This window comes from Sphingobacterium sp. KH_072, from assembly GCF_057837975.1.
The window spans coordinates 1,343,194-1,361,156 of record NZ_CM174457.1 but is presented as its reverse complement, the minus strand read 5'-3'; the positions used below and the strand labels follow the sequence as shown (position 1 = coordinate 1,361,156).

General features: G+C 42.5%; 12 protein-coding genes. 1 reads left to right on the top strand and 11 read right to left on the bottom strand.

The window, feature by feature from the left end; genetic code table 11:
* Positions 1-148: 148 nt before the first annotated feature.
* From AC3IRT_RS06310 to AC3IRT_RS06270, 9 genes are all read right to left on the bottom strand, one after another.
* Positions 149-2,530, bottom strand: coding sequence for a GH92 family glycosyl hydrolase (locus tag AC3IRT_RS06310; RefSeq protein WP_489395564.1), 2,382 nt, complete (start codon positions 2,528-2,530; stop codon positions 149-151).
* A 72-nt stretch (positions 2,531-2,602) separates the two neighbouring features.
* The gene (locus AC3IRT_RS06305; protein WP_489395563.1) at positions 2,603-3,772 is read right to left on the bottom strand and encodes a glycoside hydrolase family 76 protein; all 1,170 of its coding nucleotides are present in this window, start codon (positions 3,770-3,772) and stop codon (positions 2,603-2,605) included.
* A gap of 5 nt (positions 3,773-3,777) precedes the next feature.
* Complete coding sequence (locus tag AC3IRT_RS06300) at positions 3,778-4,977, bottom strand: glycoside hydrolase family 76 protein (protein WP_489395562.1); 1,200 nt, start codon at positions 4,975-4,977, stop codon at positions 3,778-3,780.
* A gap of 3 nt (positions 4,978-4,980) precedes the next feature.
* The gene (locus AC3IRT_RS06295; RefSeq protein WP_489395561.1) at positions 4,981-6,123 is read right to left on the bottom strand and encodes a SusE domain-containing protein; all 1,143 of its coding nucleotides are present in this window, start codon (positions 6,121-6,123) and stop codon (positions 4,981-4,983) included.
* Positions 6,124-6,140: 17 nt separating this feature from the next.
* Positions 6,141-7,745, bottom strand: coding sequence for a RagB/SusD family nutrient uptake outer membrane protein (locus AC3IRT_RS06290; RefSeq protein WP_489395560.1), 1,605 nt, complete (start codon positions 7,743-7,745; stop codon positions 6,141-6,143).
* Positions 7,746-7,756: 11 nt separating this feature from the next.
* Positions 7,757-10,804, bottom strand: coding sequence for a SusC/RagA family TonB-linked outer membrane protein (locus AC3IRT_RS06285; RefSeq protein ID WP_489395559.1), 3,048 nt, complete (start codon positions 10,802-10,804; stop codon positions 7,757-7,759).
* 224 nt (positions 10,805-11,028) lie between these two features.
* Positions 11,029-12,201, bottom strand: coding sequence for an ROK family protein (locus AC3IRT_RS06280; protein WP_489395558.1), 1,173 nt, complete (start codon positions 12,199-12,201; stop codon positions 11,029-11,031).
* A complete protein-coding gene (locus tag AC3IRT_RS06275; RefSeq protein WP_489395557.1) occupies positions 12,188-13,342 on the bottom strand; it encodes an MFS transporter in 1,155 nt (384 codons plus the stop codon). The genes AC3IRT_RS06280 and AC3IRT_RS06275 overlap by 14 nt, the downstream gene beginning before the upstream one ends.
* 25 nt (positions 13,343-13,367) lie before the next feature.
* On the bottom strand, positions 13,368-15,092 hold the full coding sequence (locus AC3IRT_RS06270) for a class I mannose-6-phosphate isomerase (RefSeq protein WP_489395556.1): 1,725 nt from the start codon (positions 15,090-15,092) through the stop codon (positions 13,368-13,370).
* A gap of 125 nt (positions 15,093-15,217) precedes the next feature.
* Here AC3IRT_RS06270 and AC3IRT_RS06265 point away from each other — a divergent pair, with 125 nt between their 5' ends.
* Positions 15,218-15,952: a GntR family transcriptional regulator gene (locus tag AC3IRT_RS06265; RefSeq protein ID WP_489395555.1), complete on the top strand. Its 735-nt coding sequence runs from the start codon at positions 15,218-15,220 to the stop codon at positions 15,950-15,952.
* 126 nt (positions 15,953-16,078) lie between these two features.
* Here AC3IRT_RS06265 and AC3IRT_RS06260 read toward each other — a convergent pair whose 3' ends face one another.
* Together AC3IRT_RS06260 and AC3IRT_RS06255 are read right to left on the bottom strand one after the other, a co-directional pair.
* Positions 16,079-16,351, bottom strand: a complete 273-nt coding sequence (locus tag AC3IRT_RS06260; RefSeq protein ID WP_489395554.1) for a hypothetical protein — start codon at positions 16,349-16,351, stop codon at positions 16,079-16,081.
* 366 nt (positions 16,352-16,717) lie between these two features.
* A complete protein-coding gene (locus tag AC3IRT_RS06255; protein WP_489395553.1) occupies positions 16,718-17,932 on the bottom strand; it encodes an enolase C-terminal domain-like protein in 1,215 nt (404 codons plus the stop codon).
* Positions 17,933-17,963 lie beyond the last annotated feature (31 nt).

Here is a 17,963-nt window from a genome sequence, read left to right as displayed (position 1 = left end):
ATAGTGCTACGCAAGGAATATCAGGATCTTAAGCGATATATTCCTAGGCTGTACGCTATGGTTATAAAGTAATAAAAACGGGCAACAAGTTGCATACTGCAATTTGTTGCCCATATGGTGATTGATGGATCTGCGTGTTACGTCAAACTTATTGCTTCAATGCAGTATTGGGTTTCCTACCCATTATTAATTTCAGAACACCACCATCGACCACGTCTTGGAATGGCAGAAACACAGATTGTTGCTCATTGCCATTTTTATGAATAGACTGTACATACATATTTTCGGGCGAGTTATTGGTTACTTCAATCACAAATTTATTTCCTTTATGGTATTTTTTATTCAGCTTTACTTCAATGCGATCAAAAATGGGGCTACCAATTTGAAATTGAGGGTTGATCTCTGTTAAACCTTTTACATCAAACAGACCGATACCTGCCATCACATACCAAGCGCCCAGCTGACCTTGGTCTTCATCTTGCCCGTACCCATATCCGTGAAGGCCATCTGTGCCGTAGAATTCGTTGCTTATGGTACGCACCCACTTCTGTGTCAGATACGGCTTGCCAGAAAAATTAAACAACCACGAGATATGCAAATTAGGTTGGTTACCATGATTGTATAATGCATGTACACCCGCAAAAGCATCCACGGTCTTTCCACCTCCAAAAGTGTTTTGTTGTGACTGAATAAAGATACTATCCAAGCGCTTATTGAACAAATCCTGACCTACTTTATCAATCAACTTATTCGGCTCATGCGGCACATAAAATGTATACTGCATGGCATTGCCCTCTTGAAATCCAGCCCAAGCCGCCATCGGATCAAAACCTTGTAAAAAACTACCATCCAACATACGCGGACGTATCAACTCCGTCTCTGCATCGAAGAGGTTTTCCCAGTTGGAGGCCATTTTTGATAATCGTTGGTAATCGGCTTCTTTATTTAAATGCTTGGCAAATTGTGCCACGGCGTAACTACTAAACGAATACTCCATGGTATGTGAAGCTCCAAATACAGAACCTTCCTCTTGCTTGGTAATGAAATAATCGTCGCTCGGTACGTAAGGGCAATAGCCACGATTAACGAATGCAGCCACATCTAACTTACCAGATCCAGCAGGACGATTATGTCCATCCATTTCGTTTTTTAGCGCTGCTTCGTAGCCTAACTGATAATCAAAATCGCGTATTCCTGTGTTGTACGCTGCCGCAATAGCCAGACCGGTAAAATTGGTACCGACCCCAGATACATATTTTGTATTGGCGATACCATCTCCAAGCCAACCTGTTTCTTGATAAAATAAGAGTTGACTCTTTACCCAATCTGAATAATACTCGGGATACACTAATGACCATAATTGTGTCAGATTCCAAAAGCCTCCCCAGATGGCATCACTATTGTAATAATCAAAGGTGGGCTGTTGCTTACCATCTACTGGTAGATGACCAATAGTGCCGTCACTTTTTGGGTAAGCTCCATTGACATCGTTGGCCAAGCCTCTTCCGAGCAACGCGTGATAAAGGCCTGTATAAAACTTTGTTTTATCTTCTACACGACCACCTTCTACGGTTACGCGGGATAGCATATCGTTCCAGCGAAGCGAAGCATTTTCTTTGGCTGTATCGAAGTTCTGCTCTAATGCTTCTGTCTGGTAGTTTAGTTTTGCATTTTCAATGGAAGTATAGGATTGTCCCATCTTTACGGTGATCTGTTCGTCGGCGGCGGTAGTATATTCCAGTGCCAGACAAGCGCCTGCTCCTTTTATTTCTTTGTCGTTAGCGATAGCACCTCCACGATGGAAAGTTTTTGTACCGGAAAATGGTTTGCTCAGCTTGGCATAGAAATACATATTGACCGTTGCGTCTGCTTGGAATTTCTTGACATACTCGGGCTTGGTAACGACGTATCCTTCAATCGTAGTATCATCGATTACTTTGATATAAGCATCTTCTACGGCACCACTTTCTCCTAATCTGCTCCCAATATCAAATAAGATATGTGACTCTTCGGATGCTGGAAAGGTATAGCGCTGATAGCCTACTCGATCACTAGCGGTGAGCTCCACTTTTGTTTGGTATCTATCCAACACTACGCTGTAAAATCCTGATGTAGCATATTCATTTTCTTTCTGGAAATTGGAGCGGTATCCTGCTTTTGGATCTTCCAGCGTGCCGGGTGTTGTTTTTACTTCACCAACGATAGGCATGAGCATAATGCCGCCGATCTGAAACTCGTGAAAACAAGCAAAGCCTTCAATCGACTCATGCCCGTCTTCATAACCTACCGCTTCCCAACCACTCTCGTTGCCATAAGATCCGTTGGTAGATGGGCCTAGCTTTGCCATGCCAAATGGTACGGCAGCAGGTGTATAAAAGAACCATCGGCTGTGAATCGATCCGATATTTGGATTTACGAAATCGGACAGTTTTTCTTTGTCTTCTCGCATCGTTGCGCAGGAAGAAAAAAGCACACAACATGCTATTAGTACTAAAAATGGATTCGTGTTTTTCATCAATCTATTTTTCATAAGTATTATAATGATCAAATTGATCTATCTGTATGATGGTCATTCACGGGATAGATCTTTAATTGTATTCTTTTAATCTTTCAAAAGCGCTATCCGGGCATACAACTCCGCCATGCAAGCGGTGTCGAGCAACCATTTCGGTGTTTTATGCTCCTTTTTTTGACCAGTCCAATCTTGATAAGGCAGGCCTTCTTCATCCCGCGCATTGTGCCAAGCCCAATCTGCTCGCTCAATAACGGCATCGATGTATTTGGCGTCCTGATCGATCTCAAATAATTCTTGGTATCCTCTGAATAGCACTAAGGTAAACCAGGGAATATCCTTGACGTGTGGTATTACTTCTGGCGTGTAATCAAAATAATACTGCAAAGAGCCTTCGGCTAAATCGCGCGCATCGGCTAGATAATTGATATTGCCTGTGATCTTATACAGCCGTACAGCCGATTGAATCATCGTACCAGTATTGTAAGTATACGCATGCTGCTGTACGTTTGATGAGCCGTCTGGAGAAGTGAGCAATGCGTTCCAAATGATATTCAAGTCTTTATCTCGCAGTGTAGCGAGCATCCAATTATATGATTTTATAGCGTAATTAAGATATTGAGCGTCTTCTGTTGCCGCATATATTTTTAGTGCTAGTACAGTTGCTTTGCCATTGCTACACGCCGGCTTTTGATCGTGCACACCTTCCAACCAAGACACCCCGCCGCCAAAACTATCTGTCCAGCCACTTTCAATGAATGTCATGACGTCTTGGGCTTTTGCTAAGTAACTAGGATTGCCTGTGATGGCGTAGGAATCCATATAATCTATGCCTACCAGACCATTATCATCATAATACCGATCTACCGTTTCAAACTTGGATGGATAGGCCTGATAGCCATGGGGCGACCTGCTGGTATCTAAGTAGTGCTCTACGGCCAGTACCATTGAATCTACATACGGTCTATACACATCTGGTTGTAGTTCGCTGAGTATATTTACTGCCGAAAACACACCACTCATCGGCCAGAGATAAGATACGTCCTTAGCTTTTTGCCCACTTTGCTGAAAGTAGGTAAGATCGGGCTTGAACGTATTGGGATAGTACTCCGAAAACAGCCCATACTCATGTACCCTATACTTATCCCACACTAGTTTCATAATTTCTTCAGCCCGTTGAAGATACGTGCTTTTTTGCTGTGCTACTACTTGTAGAATTGTCATACTGAGTAGCACAAGCATTGGTAGTTTTACTTTCATAGCTACTATTCTTTTGTCTCTCCTCGATATAGCGCCAAGGCACCATAAGATTCTACTACTGCGCCTTGCATCAGCAAGGAGTAGTATCTGCCTTGGCTACCACCTGTCCAATCTTCGTAATAGAAACCGGCATTCGTTCGTGCTTTGGTATAGCCATTATTGATAAAGTTATAATAGGTATCGATGTATGTTTTTGCGCGATCATCATGTGGTGCCAAGTCGATGTAAGCACGCAGCAATTTGGTATTGAACCAAGGGTCTGTTTCGGTGTAAGATAATATACCGTTTCGGGTTTTAACGAAATAATCATAAGCTCCCTGAGCGGTTATTTTCGCTTCTTCAAGATACTGATTGTTGCCTGTGATCTCCGCTAGGCGGACGCCATTTTGCACCATGACGCCCGCATTATAGGTCCACAATCGTGTATTTACAGATCCATTGGCATTTTTATCATTCCAATAGCATTTGGTAGCCGGATCGTACAGGTTGGTACGCAACCAACCATACAGGTCGGTCGCTAGTTGTAGCACACGGACTTTTTCGGATTCGGCACAGACCTCGTAGTACATCAGTAAGAACAGCGTAGCATAGCCGTTAGAACAAGTAGGTTTGTTGGCTTCGCTGGATGTTGGATCATAGCGATGATCTTCATTCCACCACAGCGCTCCTCCTAATTTATCGTCTATTCCGCTTTCTAAGAATGGTACAATGCGTGCCGCCCGATCGATGTATGTGACATCTTTGGTAATATGATACGCTTCTATCAAATTGACTCCGATAATGGAATTATCGTCGTAAAAGCGTGTTCCGCCTCCGGTAGCACCGTCGGTCGAAGATCCATATCCGCCAATATTATTTCCGTGTGCGGTCTGTCGGTAGTACTGCTCGAAGCCTGCTACAATCTCGTTGTACCGTACCTCGTAGCCCAACTGATGTAATTGTGATGCACCGCTAACTACAGCGTCGTATGGCCACAGATAGGAATAGGTATTGTCTCCGGTTTGCACCGGATAGTTTTCTTTATACAGATCACCTGCTTTATAATATTGATTGATGAGATCAAAGATTTCTTTTGCGCGTGCTGGCGCTTTCACCACTTCTACTGGCGATGTAATTGGCTCATCGGGCTTGATGACGGGTTCAGATCCATCATCACATCCCGTGATGATGAACGCACATAAAAGTAAAAAAACTGTCTTCTTCATACTTTAGAGATTGGTAATATTAGAAAATTCATGTACCATCAGGTTATCCTTGTTGGTATTGATCGTAATAGTTGCTCGTTTGGAGTCCAGACTTCCCTTCATTTTCCAAAGATGATCCCATTGGCTCCAGGTGAATTCGGCCAATTCGTAGAATGATAATGGCTCACCTCCTACTGGTCGTTCGCTACTCACGCCATCCATGCGCCCCCAACATTTTTCTACGTTATCCACTTCAGCGATAAAATAATATCTTTCTTCTATCCAGCCTAGCCATCCTGGTGGATTGGTTTCCGGTTTGCTAGGGTCTAAGAATCGTATCACACTATTATTAGCGACAAACTTGCCCTCACCAGCATACGCTAACTGACCGATGACATCGTAACTTGCACCCCAAATACAGCGCACTTTGGAGATCACTTCTGTTTTGATAGATAGTGTATTGAAATCTACGGTGATACGGTATGGATTTGCATTAGGTGCTAGATTTATCGTGCCAGCTCCTTCTTTAAGTTTGGCATCGTCCAAGTAATAACTAAAATCTTCATCGCCTACTTTTCCTTTAAACTCCAACTCGCCATTACCTCCTACTTTAGAATAGATGACATAGACACCATCAGCCGCTTTCCGGAACAGGGAGCCTTCCGCACCGATACTTTCATTTCCAGATCCGTACAGATATAGATTGTTCGGCATATTGTCAATACCCTCTCCTCTAGTAACTTCAATATCTTTGCTAAGATCTGTCGTTAACATCTCTCCTCCCTTTGAGGTAGCTACTGTCCACGATAATTCGCCTTTCTCTCCAGGTTTAATGCCTGCTTTCCTTGCGATGGCATTCAACGTAGCATGCGTAAGGGTCAACTTTTGCTCTGCACCAAGATCACTTTTAATCCGTTCGATAGGGTCTGTTGTGCTTTCTCCTTTTTTATGGAAGATCACTTCATATAAAGCGTACGAACCATCAAGTGCACCACCGCCACTCCAAGATAATACGATACTGTTGTTAGAGGCCACATCGAGGATGACGCGCTCTGGAGAGGATAATGTAGTAGGCTCTTTAAAATCGCTAGAGAGTTCATATTTTTTGGCGCAGCCACTCATAATTAGTACGAGTGCTACGATAATTGAGATAGATATCCTTTTCATAATTGGCAGTATTAGAGTTACCATTGCGGATTTTGTGTTAGGTTGGTATTTAGGTCTCTTTCACTTTGTGGAATTGGCCATAAGTAATGTCTTGACGGATCAAATCTTCGCTGCTCGACACGCACATAACCATTGTCTGTACCGACGGCATCGCCAGTAAAAAGGCCATGACCCCAGCCATTGAGCACATTTTCTCCTATTCGCCAGCGGAATATATCCTTGTGCCGCAGCCCTTCTAGCGCCAATTCGCTACGACGCTCGCGGCGTACGATATCTTTCAGACTCCCGCTTGATGGAAAATCCAAAGCACTAGCCGCGGTAAATCCCGCACGCTCGCGAATGGGACGTATGGTACGATTCCACTCTGTCTGATTGAGCTGCCCTAGCTCGGCAAGCACTTCCGCATGCATCAACAGAATATCTGCGTAGCGCATTAAGATGATATTGAGACCCGACATCAAATTGGATCGGTAGGTATTATCCCAATATTTTTTGATATAATATCCGGTGGCCGAAGCATCAGAAGCGAAATCGAAACCGTTAGGCGCTACTCCTTTTCTACTATCTACGGTATGCAATGATCCATCTGCCAAGGTGTAAGCATTACCTGTGTACATGATGGTAGCTGCCAAGCGTGGATCTCTATTGATAAATGGATCTGCGGGATCATAGCTGGCAAGAGGTGCTTCTGTAATGGCATAACCATCCAATGTGATGTAATTATCCACTAATTCTTGTAGCGGAGATAACTGTGAATAGCCGCCCAACGATGGTGGCAAAAAATGATATTGTACCTGATGCTCTCTATCGACTGGTTTGTACTGTACATCCAACATCACTTCTGCATTATTCTCCTGTTGTATCTGAAATAAGCTTTCATAATTGTTATGCAAAGCAAAACTGCCTTCATTTATGATTCTGTTGGTAATAGGAATGATTTCGTTAAATCTGGATACGCCTTCAAATAGCAATATGCGCGCCTTAAGACCCATTGCCGCCCATCTGGTGATACGACCTGTGTTTTCCGAATCATAGCTAGTAGGCAAGTAGTTGTTATCGATCACCTCCGATAGTTGGTTAAGCAGCGCCGATACGACTTCTGACTTCGCTGTGCGAGATACTGTTCTAGATTCTGCGATGGAAATCACATTGGTGAAGAAAGGAATATCACCAAACTTGGAATACAACTCGAAGTAATGATAAGCACGAATAAATAAGGCTTCCGCACGATATCTATTGCGCAGTTCGTCGGTCAAGTTTGGTATGCGATCTAGATTATCCAGTAGCTGATTACACTGATGAATACCAGAGTAGCGATATCCCCAGACTGAACGAACGTAGTTATCGGCAGTAGAATAAGCCCCGTTTCCAATCGCTTGATTGTGAGAACTTGGCACCTTGGTGTAGGCATTGTCCGTCATGGCATCTGCATACAACACCTCGTCGGCATTGTTCATCCCTTGATAGCATTTATTGATGGTATAGGCAGCCGATTCTGGATTATCCCAATAGGCTACGTCCGTTTCTCGGTCGTGTGGCGTCAAATCTAGATCGTGACAAGAAGCAAATAGTATAGAGAAAGTAAGTGCGGCAATGCAATATCTTAATGAGTATGTTTTCATGATAATAGTATTTAAAAAATAAGATTTAAACCAACGGCGAAGGTTCGGTTTACCGGATATATTCGTCCACTACCATCCGACGCTTCTGGATCCCATCCGCCTTTCATATTCGATATGGTCAACGCATTTTGTATACTAGTGTATATTCGAAGACGGCTCAGTGAAATTCGATTGGTCCACGCCTGTGGAAAAGTATAACCGAGCTGCACATTTTTTAAACGCAGGTAAGCCGCATTATCGATCCAGAAGCTGGATTTTGTGGCATTATTGGCCGATTCAGCGCCGATAGTGAGGCGCGGATAAACTGCATCTGGATTGGTGGTCGTCCAGTGATCGATATGAAAATCAAAAACGGGCCCTTCGTTGTTATTATGAAAGGCTTCTACCGATTCACCTCTCATCCATACATTTCTCTGCCCAACGCCCTGCCAAAACATAGAGAAGTCAAGTCCCTTCCAGCTGGCCGCATAGTTGAACCCATACAAAAAGCGTGGAAACCTGTTGCCCAGTACATATCTATCATCATCTTCTCGGATGACGCCATCACCATTTTTATCAATGTAACGGATGTCACCAGGTTTAGGAGTGATTCCATTGAGATGTGGACCCTGTGCGACTTCAGCATCAGATTGGAAATACCCATCGGCACGGTAAGCATAATAAGAGTCTATCGGATAGCCTTCACGCACAATGGTATTTACATCAGATCCATTGATCCACTCGGTTCCTTTTAAGTCGATTACTTTATTTTTACTATCTGATATATTTCCAGACATACTGTGGTTGACAGCTCCTGTATTGAATTGGTAACGTGCTGCGAACTCCCAACCTTTGTTTTGCACTCTTCCCGCGTTTTGAATCGGTGTACCGCCACCGAATAGGCCAGGTACTGGAATTCCAATCAAGATATCGTATGTGTCATTGACATAATATTCTCCTGATAAGGTCAACGCATTATTAAAGAAACCAAGGTCTGCACCTATGTTAAACATTCTGGTTGTCTCCCATATTAAGTCTGGATTCACAGCATCAAAAGAAGCAACAGGATAGATGGTATTTCCAAAATTGTAGCCTTGGGAAACATTGACGGTAGCCTGATATTGGTAATCTGCTATACGATTATTCCCGACAAGTCCCCATGATGATCTTAATTTCGCCGAATTCATGACATCTTTTAAGCCTTCTGGATAAAAGCTTTCTTCGGAGACACGCCAGCCAGCAGACATAGAGGGAAACCAGGCTGATCGATTGCCTTTCCGGAATTTGGAGGAAACGTCATCTCTAAGATTGAACTCAAACAGATATCGATCATCGTAGTTGTAATTGGCACGCAGAAATGCTGAGTAGATCGACCATTCGTGTTGCCATTCTTGATTGCCCGTATTGGCTGTCTGTGCCCCTCCCATAATATCGTATTTGGAGTCTTCTGCGATGCGAAATGTTTCAAAACGATTATCTGTGCTACCTTCATAGGAATAGCCTACCATAGAATTAACGTTGTGAGCACCCCAACTTTTGTCGTAAGATAGAATTAGATTCGTGGTGATATTCTGTATGCGTTGGCTACTATTGGTCATTCTATTTTCAAGATCGCCCGATCCTGGAATGGCTCTACGATTTTCTTTGAGCCGATTTTCGTATAGCTGCGTACCAACCATACCTTGCACTTTTAACCCGTTGGCTATTTTAAACTCCGCATTCAATATACCAGATAGGTCTCCGTTTGAACTTGTGCGCAAACCTCCTTGTTCTAAACGCGCTAAAGCATTGGAGTTGCTCCCTCCGGGATAATTGTATTCTCCATTTTCATTCTTTATAGGATAGATAGATGGCATGCGTGTAGCCTGCTCAATGATCCACTCTGTCCAATAAGCATGATCTTTCAATGTATTTCGCGCGTATGCTCCGAGTACCCCAACCTTGAAGCGCTCCGAAACTTGTGTTTCTATATTTGTACGAAAATTGATCCGATCCAGACCGTAGTTAGGCCCCTGCAACATACTCTCTTGATCGGTGTATGCAGCAGATATCAGGTAAGTTGTCTTATCGCCACCTCCAGATAACGACAAATTGTGCATTTGCTGGGGCGCACGCTCTCGATAAATCTCTTTCATCCAGTTGGTATTGGTCTGCGTGTTACGAAAATCTCTGATCTGATCGGCAGTGAATTGGGTTGGGCGACCTGAGTTGAAGAGCGCTTCATTACGAAGCTCAGCATAGATCCAAGGTTCTACAATTTTCGGCAGAAATGTGGGCGTTTGCGCTCCCAAGAGATAATCGTAGGATATTCTGGAGGTATTCTTACCTCCTCTTTTGGTGGTAATCAGGATGACACCATTGGAAGCTCTCGATCCATAGATAGCTGCGGATGCCGCGTCTTTTAATACCGAAATATTCTCAATATCATTCATATTGACATTCTGAATATCCCCGATGATACCATCAATAATAACCATTGGGTCATTGTTGTTCAGCGTATTGATACCGCGAATATTGATCGCAGGACGGCTTCCGGGTTGAGAATTACTCTGCTGAATAGTCAATCCTGGAGTGGTTCCTTGTAAGGCTTCTACCACATTTGTTACCGGCCTACCTTCCAGTTCTTTCATATCTACAGAAGAGATTGCGCCGGTTACATTTGATTTCTTCTGCGTGCCATATCCGACCACGACAATCTCGTCGATATCTGCACTTGCCGCCGACAGCACAATTTCTACGTTTGTTCTTCCATTTATCGGCACTTCTTGCGTCGCATAACCTATGTAGGATATAGTCAAGATGGCATCTGAGGATGATACCATTAGGGCAAAGCGACCTTCTGCATCTGAGCGTGTGGCATTGCTGACTCCTTGTTCACCCACCGACGCGCCCGACACGGGTGCATTATTTTCATTTACAATAATGCCTTGAATAGCAATACTACTATTCTGAGCAACAACTGTGAAGGTGTGTATTCCTAATAGCACACATAGCAGGAATCGAATAAAGGCGTTTTTAATTAGGCCAGAATCATAGGGGGAATGCTCCTGGCGCTTCATAATGGGTTGTAGTTTTTTCATAGCATCATAATTTAATCTTGATTGAAATACCATATAGTCCAATTGTATGGAGGATAGAGGTATACGTAATTCATAAAAAGAAGTGCTTGTTCTTAGCTTTTTTTTATGAACTTTTATTGTTCTATCGGCTTATAAAATATTTTTTTGGTTAGTACTGCTTATGGAGATTTCAGTATTGCATAGGTAATAGGATGTTTTGCCGGAGGACTTTCAAAAGACCTGCTTTAGGCGGTTGTGTTTCTCATAGTATCATCTTTTAATATTGAGGGATAAATTGTCTCATTTTCTAGCGAATGTAGCGCGTATGCGTATGCACCCAATGCAATAGCTTTGCTCGTGCCAACCCTAGTATTCATAATAAATGTCTTTTTGATGGGGTTATAATCTACGGTACGATCCGTATTTGGAATGGCTATGGTCACCGGTTTCTCGGCAATAGATCTTTTAAAAAGCAGATCGTTATCTGCATCTACTAGCTGCATTTGCAGACGAGAGAAATGGGCTCCTGAAAAGGTGGTTAGATTGGACTGCATTTCTTGCATCAATGCTGGCATAATGTATTTTGAGGCGCCCATAATGCCACCTCCTAATACGACAATCCCGTCTGCAAATGTGAGTAGATGCGCAATGACATCACCTGCCACCTCCCCAAATTGTGCAAAACTGCCTTGAGCTGCTTGCTGATTACCCTTTGTATTGCCTTCTGCAATATGAAATATATCGCTTGGCGTAAGTTTATCGTCTTGCTCTCCTGCTAGTTCATTATATCTACGTACAATTGCACGTATACTCACACTCTCTTCGGCTATCAAATCAGGAAATAATTTATTACGATATAGCCAAACATCACCTCCGCAATCGTTATCGCCAGTAAGCAAATAATTATTGATGACTACGCCAGAACCAAATCCAGTTCCAAATGTAATACCGATGAGGTTGCGGTATTCCTTATTGTAGCCCATTGATTTCAACTGATGATTCAAGGCTGGTAATGCTCCTGCGAAGGCTTCACCATAGGCAAATAGGTTTCCATCATTATTGATATAAACTGGAATCTGAAAGTGCTCTTGTAAGAAAGGACCTAACGCAATACCGCCTCTAAATGAAGGGAAATTAGGTAAATCATGAATGATACCATTTTTATAATCTGCCGGACCTGGGAATGCGAAGCTAATAGCTGATGGCGCCTTAGGTAATTGATTCCATATATGCGTAAATCCATCAACCATTATTTGCAGACATTTTTTAAGATCGTCAGCATATGTTGGCAGACAATATGGGGCGACTATTTCCCGATTACCCTGAATGGCTGAAAAGACCATATTTGTGCCTCCAGCGTCCAACGTCAATACTATGCGGTTGTCGTAATCGTACATAAATCCGTTATTCAAAACCATAAGAAATAGTGCCGATGATCAACATACTAGCGAGTATAACCGACAAACCAGCTGTAAAACTGGTCGCATCTGCGATCAACCCTTGTAATGGCAATAGCAATGCGCCACCCGATACGCCCATGATCATCAGTGCTGATATCGCATTGGAGTGCTTCATATCACGTTGTAAAGCCAGAGAAAATATAATCGAGAACACATTGGCGCAAGCAAGACCTACAACACCGATAAATAGCAGCAGGGCCCCTAATGATGTACTCCACATCATGCCTGCAAAAGCAAGGATGGCTAGCACCATCGTAACACGGAGAAATTTTACAGCAGACAACTTCACCAGAAGTAGCGCGCCTAGAAATGTTCCAACAGTGCGCGTCGCAAAATATAGACTTGTACCTAGTGCAGCTTCTTCTAACGGCATGGATACACGCTCAATTAACAACGGAGGAATACTGGTATTCAACCCGACATCGATGCCAACTATCAAGATGATCACGATAATACATTTTACAAGATATTGGTCTTTCAGTAGCGCGAAGATCTTTTGAAAAGAAGAGGTCTTAGTCTCGGATTCTTTGATCTCCTTAGACTGCATCGAGTACAAAACAAGTACAGAAATGATCGTAGCTATACCATAAAAAAGAAAAATAAACCGCCAATTATCCAGATAACTCGCCGCATAACCCACTAGTATTGGTCCTAAAAACGAAGAGACCGCCTTTACAAATTGCCCCATCGTCAATATACTAGTCAGCTTCTCCTTCTGCACCACAGATGTCACCAGCGGATTTAACGAAACCTGCAATATGGTATTACCGACGCCTAACAAAGCAAATGCAAATAGAACCGCGATGTAATTGTATGCGATAAAAGGAATAGCCATGGCTATCGTGGTGATGACTAATGAAATGGCTACGGTTTTTTTACGGCCGATTTTGCTCATAAGCAAACCTGTCGGAACAGCGCAGACAGCAAACCATACAAATACCATCATCGGGATAATGCTGGCCATGGTATCAGATAGCACGAAATCTTGCTTGACATAATTGGTGGCTACACCAACGATATCAACAAATCCCATGATGAAAAAATTCACAAAGATAGGGATGAATACGAGGTATGATTTATTCTTTTGGTGATCTTGCATGGCGCTACAACTTTAAATCAATCGATTAAATCCTGACAGAAGCTTTGATCGTGACACATTGCTTGCCTTCGGATCTACCATGAGGTCGGATAGTGTAAACTCCTAATGAAGCTGGGATAATAAACGTTTCGGCATAATGAATAATTGTTGATTCAAATGCATTGGTAGGACTTTCAATAATAATTTCATCACCGCCTACCAAATTCAATACATTCACACTATCCTGAGTGTAATGTGTGACTGCTGTAGAAAATGTGTGCCGACGCGTTTCAATAAATTGACTACGGTGTAAACCCGTACGCTCCTCAATCCAACCATCTGCTGCGGCGACAACTTCAACATTATTTACTAATTGCGATTTTGTATATTCTGTATCGCATTCCCAATTTATCACCTTTTCACCCCGTTTCACATTGATAGGCCGTGGTTTATTATCTAAACCGAGTCTATTCCAGTCCCACAATTTGAACGTAAACAAATTGGGTGTGGAGCTGATTTCGAGCACAACAACATTTGTTCCCGAACAATGAATGGTTCCTGCCGGAATTAAGAAATGATCATGCTTCTTCGTCGGTATTTTATTAACGTATTTATCGGCATCGAAAATAAAATCGCTCTGCTGTGCTAGATTTAGTTCATCCATCATATGGTCACGATCTATACCTGTTTGCAACCCGAGATAGACGTGTGCATCTTCTTTAGCTTCCATGATGTAATAGCTCTCGTCCTGCGTGTATGGTAATCCAAAATGATCACGCGCATATTGCGTGGTAGGATGTACTTGCAGGCTCAGATTGCCACCATCTACAGTGTCCAAAAAATCAAAACGGATAGGAAAATCCTTTCCAAAACGAGCTTCTACAGGCGCACCAAGCACTTGCTGACTTCGGGTATTGATGAGGTTAACGGCAGGCATTTCAAACACCACATTATCCAAATCCAAAAGCAGACTATTTTCCTCTGGCACGCAGTCGAATCCCCAGCCATAATTAATTTTAGATTGTTCTAGATCCAACTCACTCTTCATCCATTGTCCACCCCATGGCGCTGGATCAAAAAATGGTACAACACGAAATGGTGAACTCGCCGCTTTGTCCATTCCTGCCCAAAAGGTCGGCTTATCGATCATTTTAGGTTGATCTGCAATAACCGTATCTAACCAATAATCAACGTCTTCGTATATGCTGCGTTTATGCTTATCCAGTACCCGCCAATCGTTAAACAAGCCACGCTTGTATTGCAATGAAAAAGGTTGTTTGCTATTGTCAACTCCTAATCCGGCAACCAACTGTTGTCGCATACGCAACTGTAGTTCCCACCGCGGCATGTCGGCATAAATTAAAACGTCAGGCTGTGCAAGTAACTGTGCCCCTCGCCCAAAAATTATGGCAGATCCATCTAATTGTCGAATTTTAGCACGTGCTGCTGCCAATTTCTCTGCTTCGAAATATTCTATTAAATCAATATTTGAATTATAGCCGAACAATACATCATCGGTCATAAATCGATCAGTCAATGCTATTGCAGCACTTTCAGAAATAAATAAATCCTTTGTTGAAATGACCAAACTCTTATTTAGACGTGAAAATTGGGTATATAGTTCCTTTTCTGACACCCCACTGTAGCAGTCTATAGCGATAATAGACGTTGACTTAGCGTTCTTTTGCAGGTGATCAATAATGGCATCCCATCCTTGAACTACAAAACCGCTTAATTGAATAGCAGGCTTCTTCTTGTACGTACTTGACATGTTTATATTGGTATAATTGTTCAACCATATGTTTAGTATGTATATACATATGATGTTTCAAATATAGAATCATTTGATGAAAAACCAAAAAATTCATATTATTTTTTTATTTTTATGAACAGATCATGGAATTACAAATAGACCATAAAAGCTCAATACCCTTTCATAAACAGGCAGAAGAGCTGCTTCGAAAGCTTATCAATGAGCCGGAATATCAGGATGGACAGCATTTACCAAAAGAGGTCGATTTGTCTGAACAATTAAAGATATCTCGTAATACGCTTCGGCAAGCAATTAATACATTGGTCACAGAAGGTCTGCTTGTGCGTAAGAAAGGTGTGGGAACACGGGTACAGAAAAAGAAGATTTTTAGCGGCGTCGGTAATTGGCTAAGTTTCTCAGAGGAAATGCGAATCTTAGGAATAGAAATTCAAAATTTTGAATTGCAGATTTATAAGCATGAAGTGTCCGCAGAAATCGCATCTTTTTTCGGAATTGACGTATCTACAAAGGTGATGCGACTGGAGCGATTGAGAGGAAAGAAAGATGCTCCCTTCGTATATTTTATATCAGATTTTAACCCGATAATCCCCATCTCAGCTTCAGAGAATTTTAATCGGCCGCTTTACGAAATCCTTGAGGCAGACTATGGCATAGTAGCTTACAACTCAAAGGAAGAGATCAGCGCTGCGGCAGCGGATCCGTTTATCGCATCGAAACTAGAGATCAAAATTGGGCAACCCATCCTTATCCGCAAAAGGTATGTATACGATATACATAATAACCCGATCGAATACAATGTGGGCTGCTATCGAGCCGATTCTTTTACTTATACGATTGAAAGTAAGAGAAATCTTTGAAAGAGCGCTATTGTACTCCTATATATCAACCATAAATAGCCGCCTATTTGTTGATGAGTCTAGATATTATTAAGAAATTAGTTAAAATTCCACCGTTTTTGGTATTTATGAATTTTATGGTTAGCATTAGACTGCGATATCTTCTAAATAATTTGAGCGTGCAAAGAAAAGTTCTAACGCCTTATTCGCAACTCTGGCAATAGCAGGCTCAGGCCATTCATAACTGGTGAGCTCTTCGTTACAGTATGCAAATAATTCTGAGATATCTATCAGAGTATCCGCGTCGTCTTTCAATGCAAAACTAGAGAAAACGCGGCGAAGCATGACAATGTGTTCATCTCCAAGCATACGCGCAACCTCATGGTTCGTGAGATAATCTTCAATTATTTTTTCAGTCATATTGTTTGTCTGTAACTTTATAATTCGACGATCAAGACTTATAGCATGTCGACAAGTGAACAGTCATGTTGGCACCAAGAGCTTTATCCATTGTGACAAATACGTCTAAAACGTAAAGAATTGGTAAACATAGCGCTTTATTAGCATCCAAAAGATGCCTAAAATAGATTGTCCCGTTTTTGTCCCAGATGAATAATAGGCCGAGTTGTAAAGTCAAGAACAATGTCTACTGTAAACCACAGCGATACCCGTGGCTTTGGAAAAGTTTTTTCCAAATGCGCGTTCACCAAATAATGCCCACGAACAAAAGTATCAAGCAAGCTACTACTTTAATACAACCCTAGAATTACCTTTTTTATAGTGTGTTTACACTTCCTTCAACAATCGCATCCCAAAGCCCGGCAAAGCCGGCGGAATCAGCTTTCCATCTTTCAATTGATAGCCCGAAAGATCTACGTCTTCAGAACTGCTGGATACGCCTTCGATGGTGACAACATTGCCCAAACCACCGGCCAGATGAGCGGTGTAATGGGACTTCAACAACGATCCCCAAGCGTGTGGTGATGCCAATGTGTTGGTTTTCTTCAATTCTGGAATGAGTTTTCGCCAATTGGTGAATCCCAATTCTTCGATATCGGTTAAGTGTACGTCGAGCAATTTCTTCTCGATCAAGGTGCTTAAGAATTGTTGGTCGGCATCGGCCTCGCCATCAGCGAGCAAAGGATGGAGTCTTTGGCTTTTGAGATAAGCTCTCAACTTCTCATACTCCGGCACGGTTTCATGGAAAGGTTCTTCGATCCAAAATAAGTTGATGCCGGCGATTCCTTCCAAGTATTGAATAAATTCGTCGACCGAAAATCCATTGTTGCCATCCACCAAGATTCCACAATCTGGAAATGCGCTAGCCACTTGTTTGGTCACTTCGATATCGCGCGCCAAACCTTGTTCGAATGGCATCCAACGGTGGCCTCGGCCGATTTTCAATTTAAACTGTCGGTAACCAAGGTCGTAATCATATTTACATTCTTCCAAAATTTTATCAATACCACCGGGTTGGTGTGCGGGTTCTAAGTCGTCGAAATAGATCATTCCGCTATAACAATCCGTAATGATGGGCTCAGATTGTCCCAATAGTGCATAAACCGGTTTGTTGAGAATCACGCCAGCTAGATCGTGCAAAGCAAAATCGAAAGCAATATGATTAGCGTTGGTAATCCCTATTCCAGTACTAAACAGATCGGACACTTTTTTTCCGACTAACTGCGTACTGAGATTTTCCGCATCACGCCGACTTCCGCGCAGCGAACCCCAACCCATCGCGCCTTGATTCGTATCGATCAGGCAAATCTCTACTCGAGGGCCATAACCGTGTAAATCCAATCGAGCATTTTTACCGACCAACCTTGGGTATTGCAATCTTACGTTAGAAAATCGTATGCGCTGAATGGTGTGATGTGATAAATCATCATCAGGCTGATTTTTCTGACCTTCAAATAGTGATTGACCGTAGGAGTTTTGTCCCAGTAATGTAGTCGATAAAGCCCCAATACCCAGAGCCTGCAAGAAATTGCTGCGTTTCATAGTGTAGAATTTATAGTTAGCGGCACATTGG

Bases quoted from the DNA above. Each gene is read 5' to 3' on its own strand.
- AC3IRT_RS06310 (WP_489395564.1), bottom strand. From the start codon at position 2,530: ATGAAAAATAGATTGATGAAAAACACGAATCCATTTTTAGTACTAATA.
- AC3IRT_RS06305 (WP_489395563.1), bottom strand. From the start codon at position 3,772: ATGAAAGTAAAACTACCAATGCTTGTGCTACTCAGTATGACAATTCTA.
- AC3IRT_RS06300 (WP_489395562.1), bottom strand. From the start codon at position 4,977: ATGAAGAAGACAGTTTTTTTACTTTTATGTGCGTTCATCATCACGGGA.
- AC3IRT_RS06295 (WP_489395561.1), bottom strand. From the start codon at position 6,123: ATGAAAAGGATATCTATCTCAATTATCGTAGCACTCGTACTAATTATG.
- AC3IRT_RS06290 (WP_489395560.1), bottom strand. From the start codon at position 7,745: ATGAAAACATACTCATTAAGATATTGCATTGCCGCACTTACTTTCTCT.
- AC3IRT_RS06285 (WP_489395559.1), bottom strand. From the start codon at position 10,804: ATGAAAAAACTACAACCCATTATGAAGCGCCAGGAGCATTCCCCCTAT.
- AC3IRT_RS06280 (WP_489395558.1), bottom strand. From the start codon at position 12,201: ATGGTTTTGAATAACGGATTTATGTACGATTACGACAACCGCATAGTA.
- AC3IRT_RS06275 (WP_489395557.1), bottom strand. From the start codon at position 13,342: ATGCAAGATCACCAAAAGAATAAATCATACCTCGTATTCATCCCTATC.
- AC3IRT_RS06270 (WP_489395556.1), bottom strand. From the start codon at position 15,092: ATGTCAAGTACGTACAAGAAGAAGCCTGCTATTCAATTAAGCGGTTTT.
- AC3IRT_RS06265 (WP_489395555.1), top strand. From the start codon at position 15,218: ATGGAATTACAAATAGACCATAAAAGCTCAATACCCTTTCATAAACAG.
- AC3IRT_RS06260 (WP_489395554.1), bottom strand. From the start codon at position 16,351: ATGACTGAAAAAATAATTGAAGATTATCTCACGAACCATGAGGTTGCG.
- AC3IRT_RS06255 (WP_489395553.1), bottom strand. From the start codon at position 17,932: ATGAAACGCAGCAATTTCTTGCAGGCTCTGGGTATTGGGGCTTTATCG.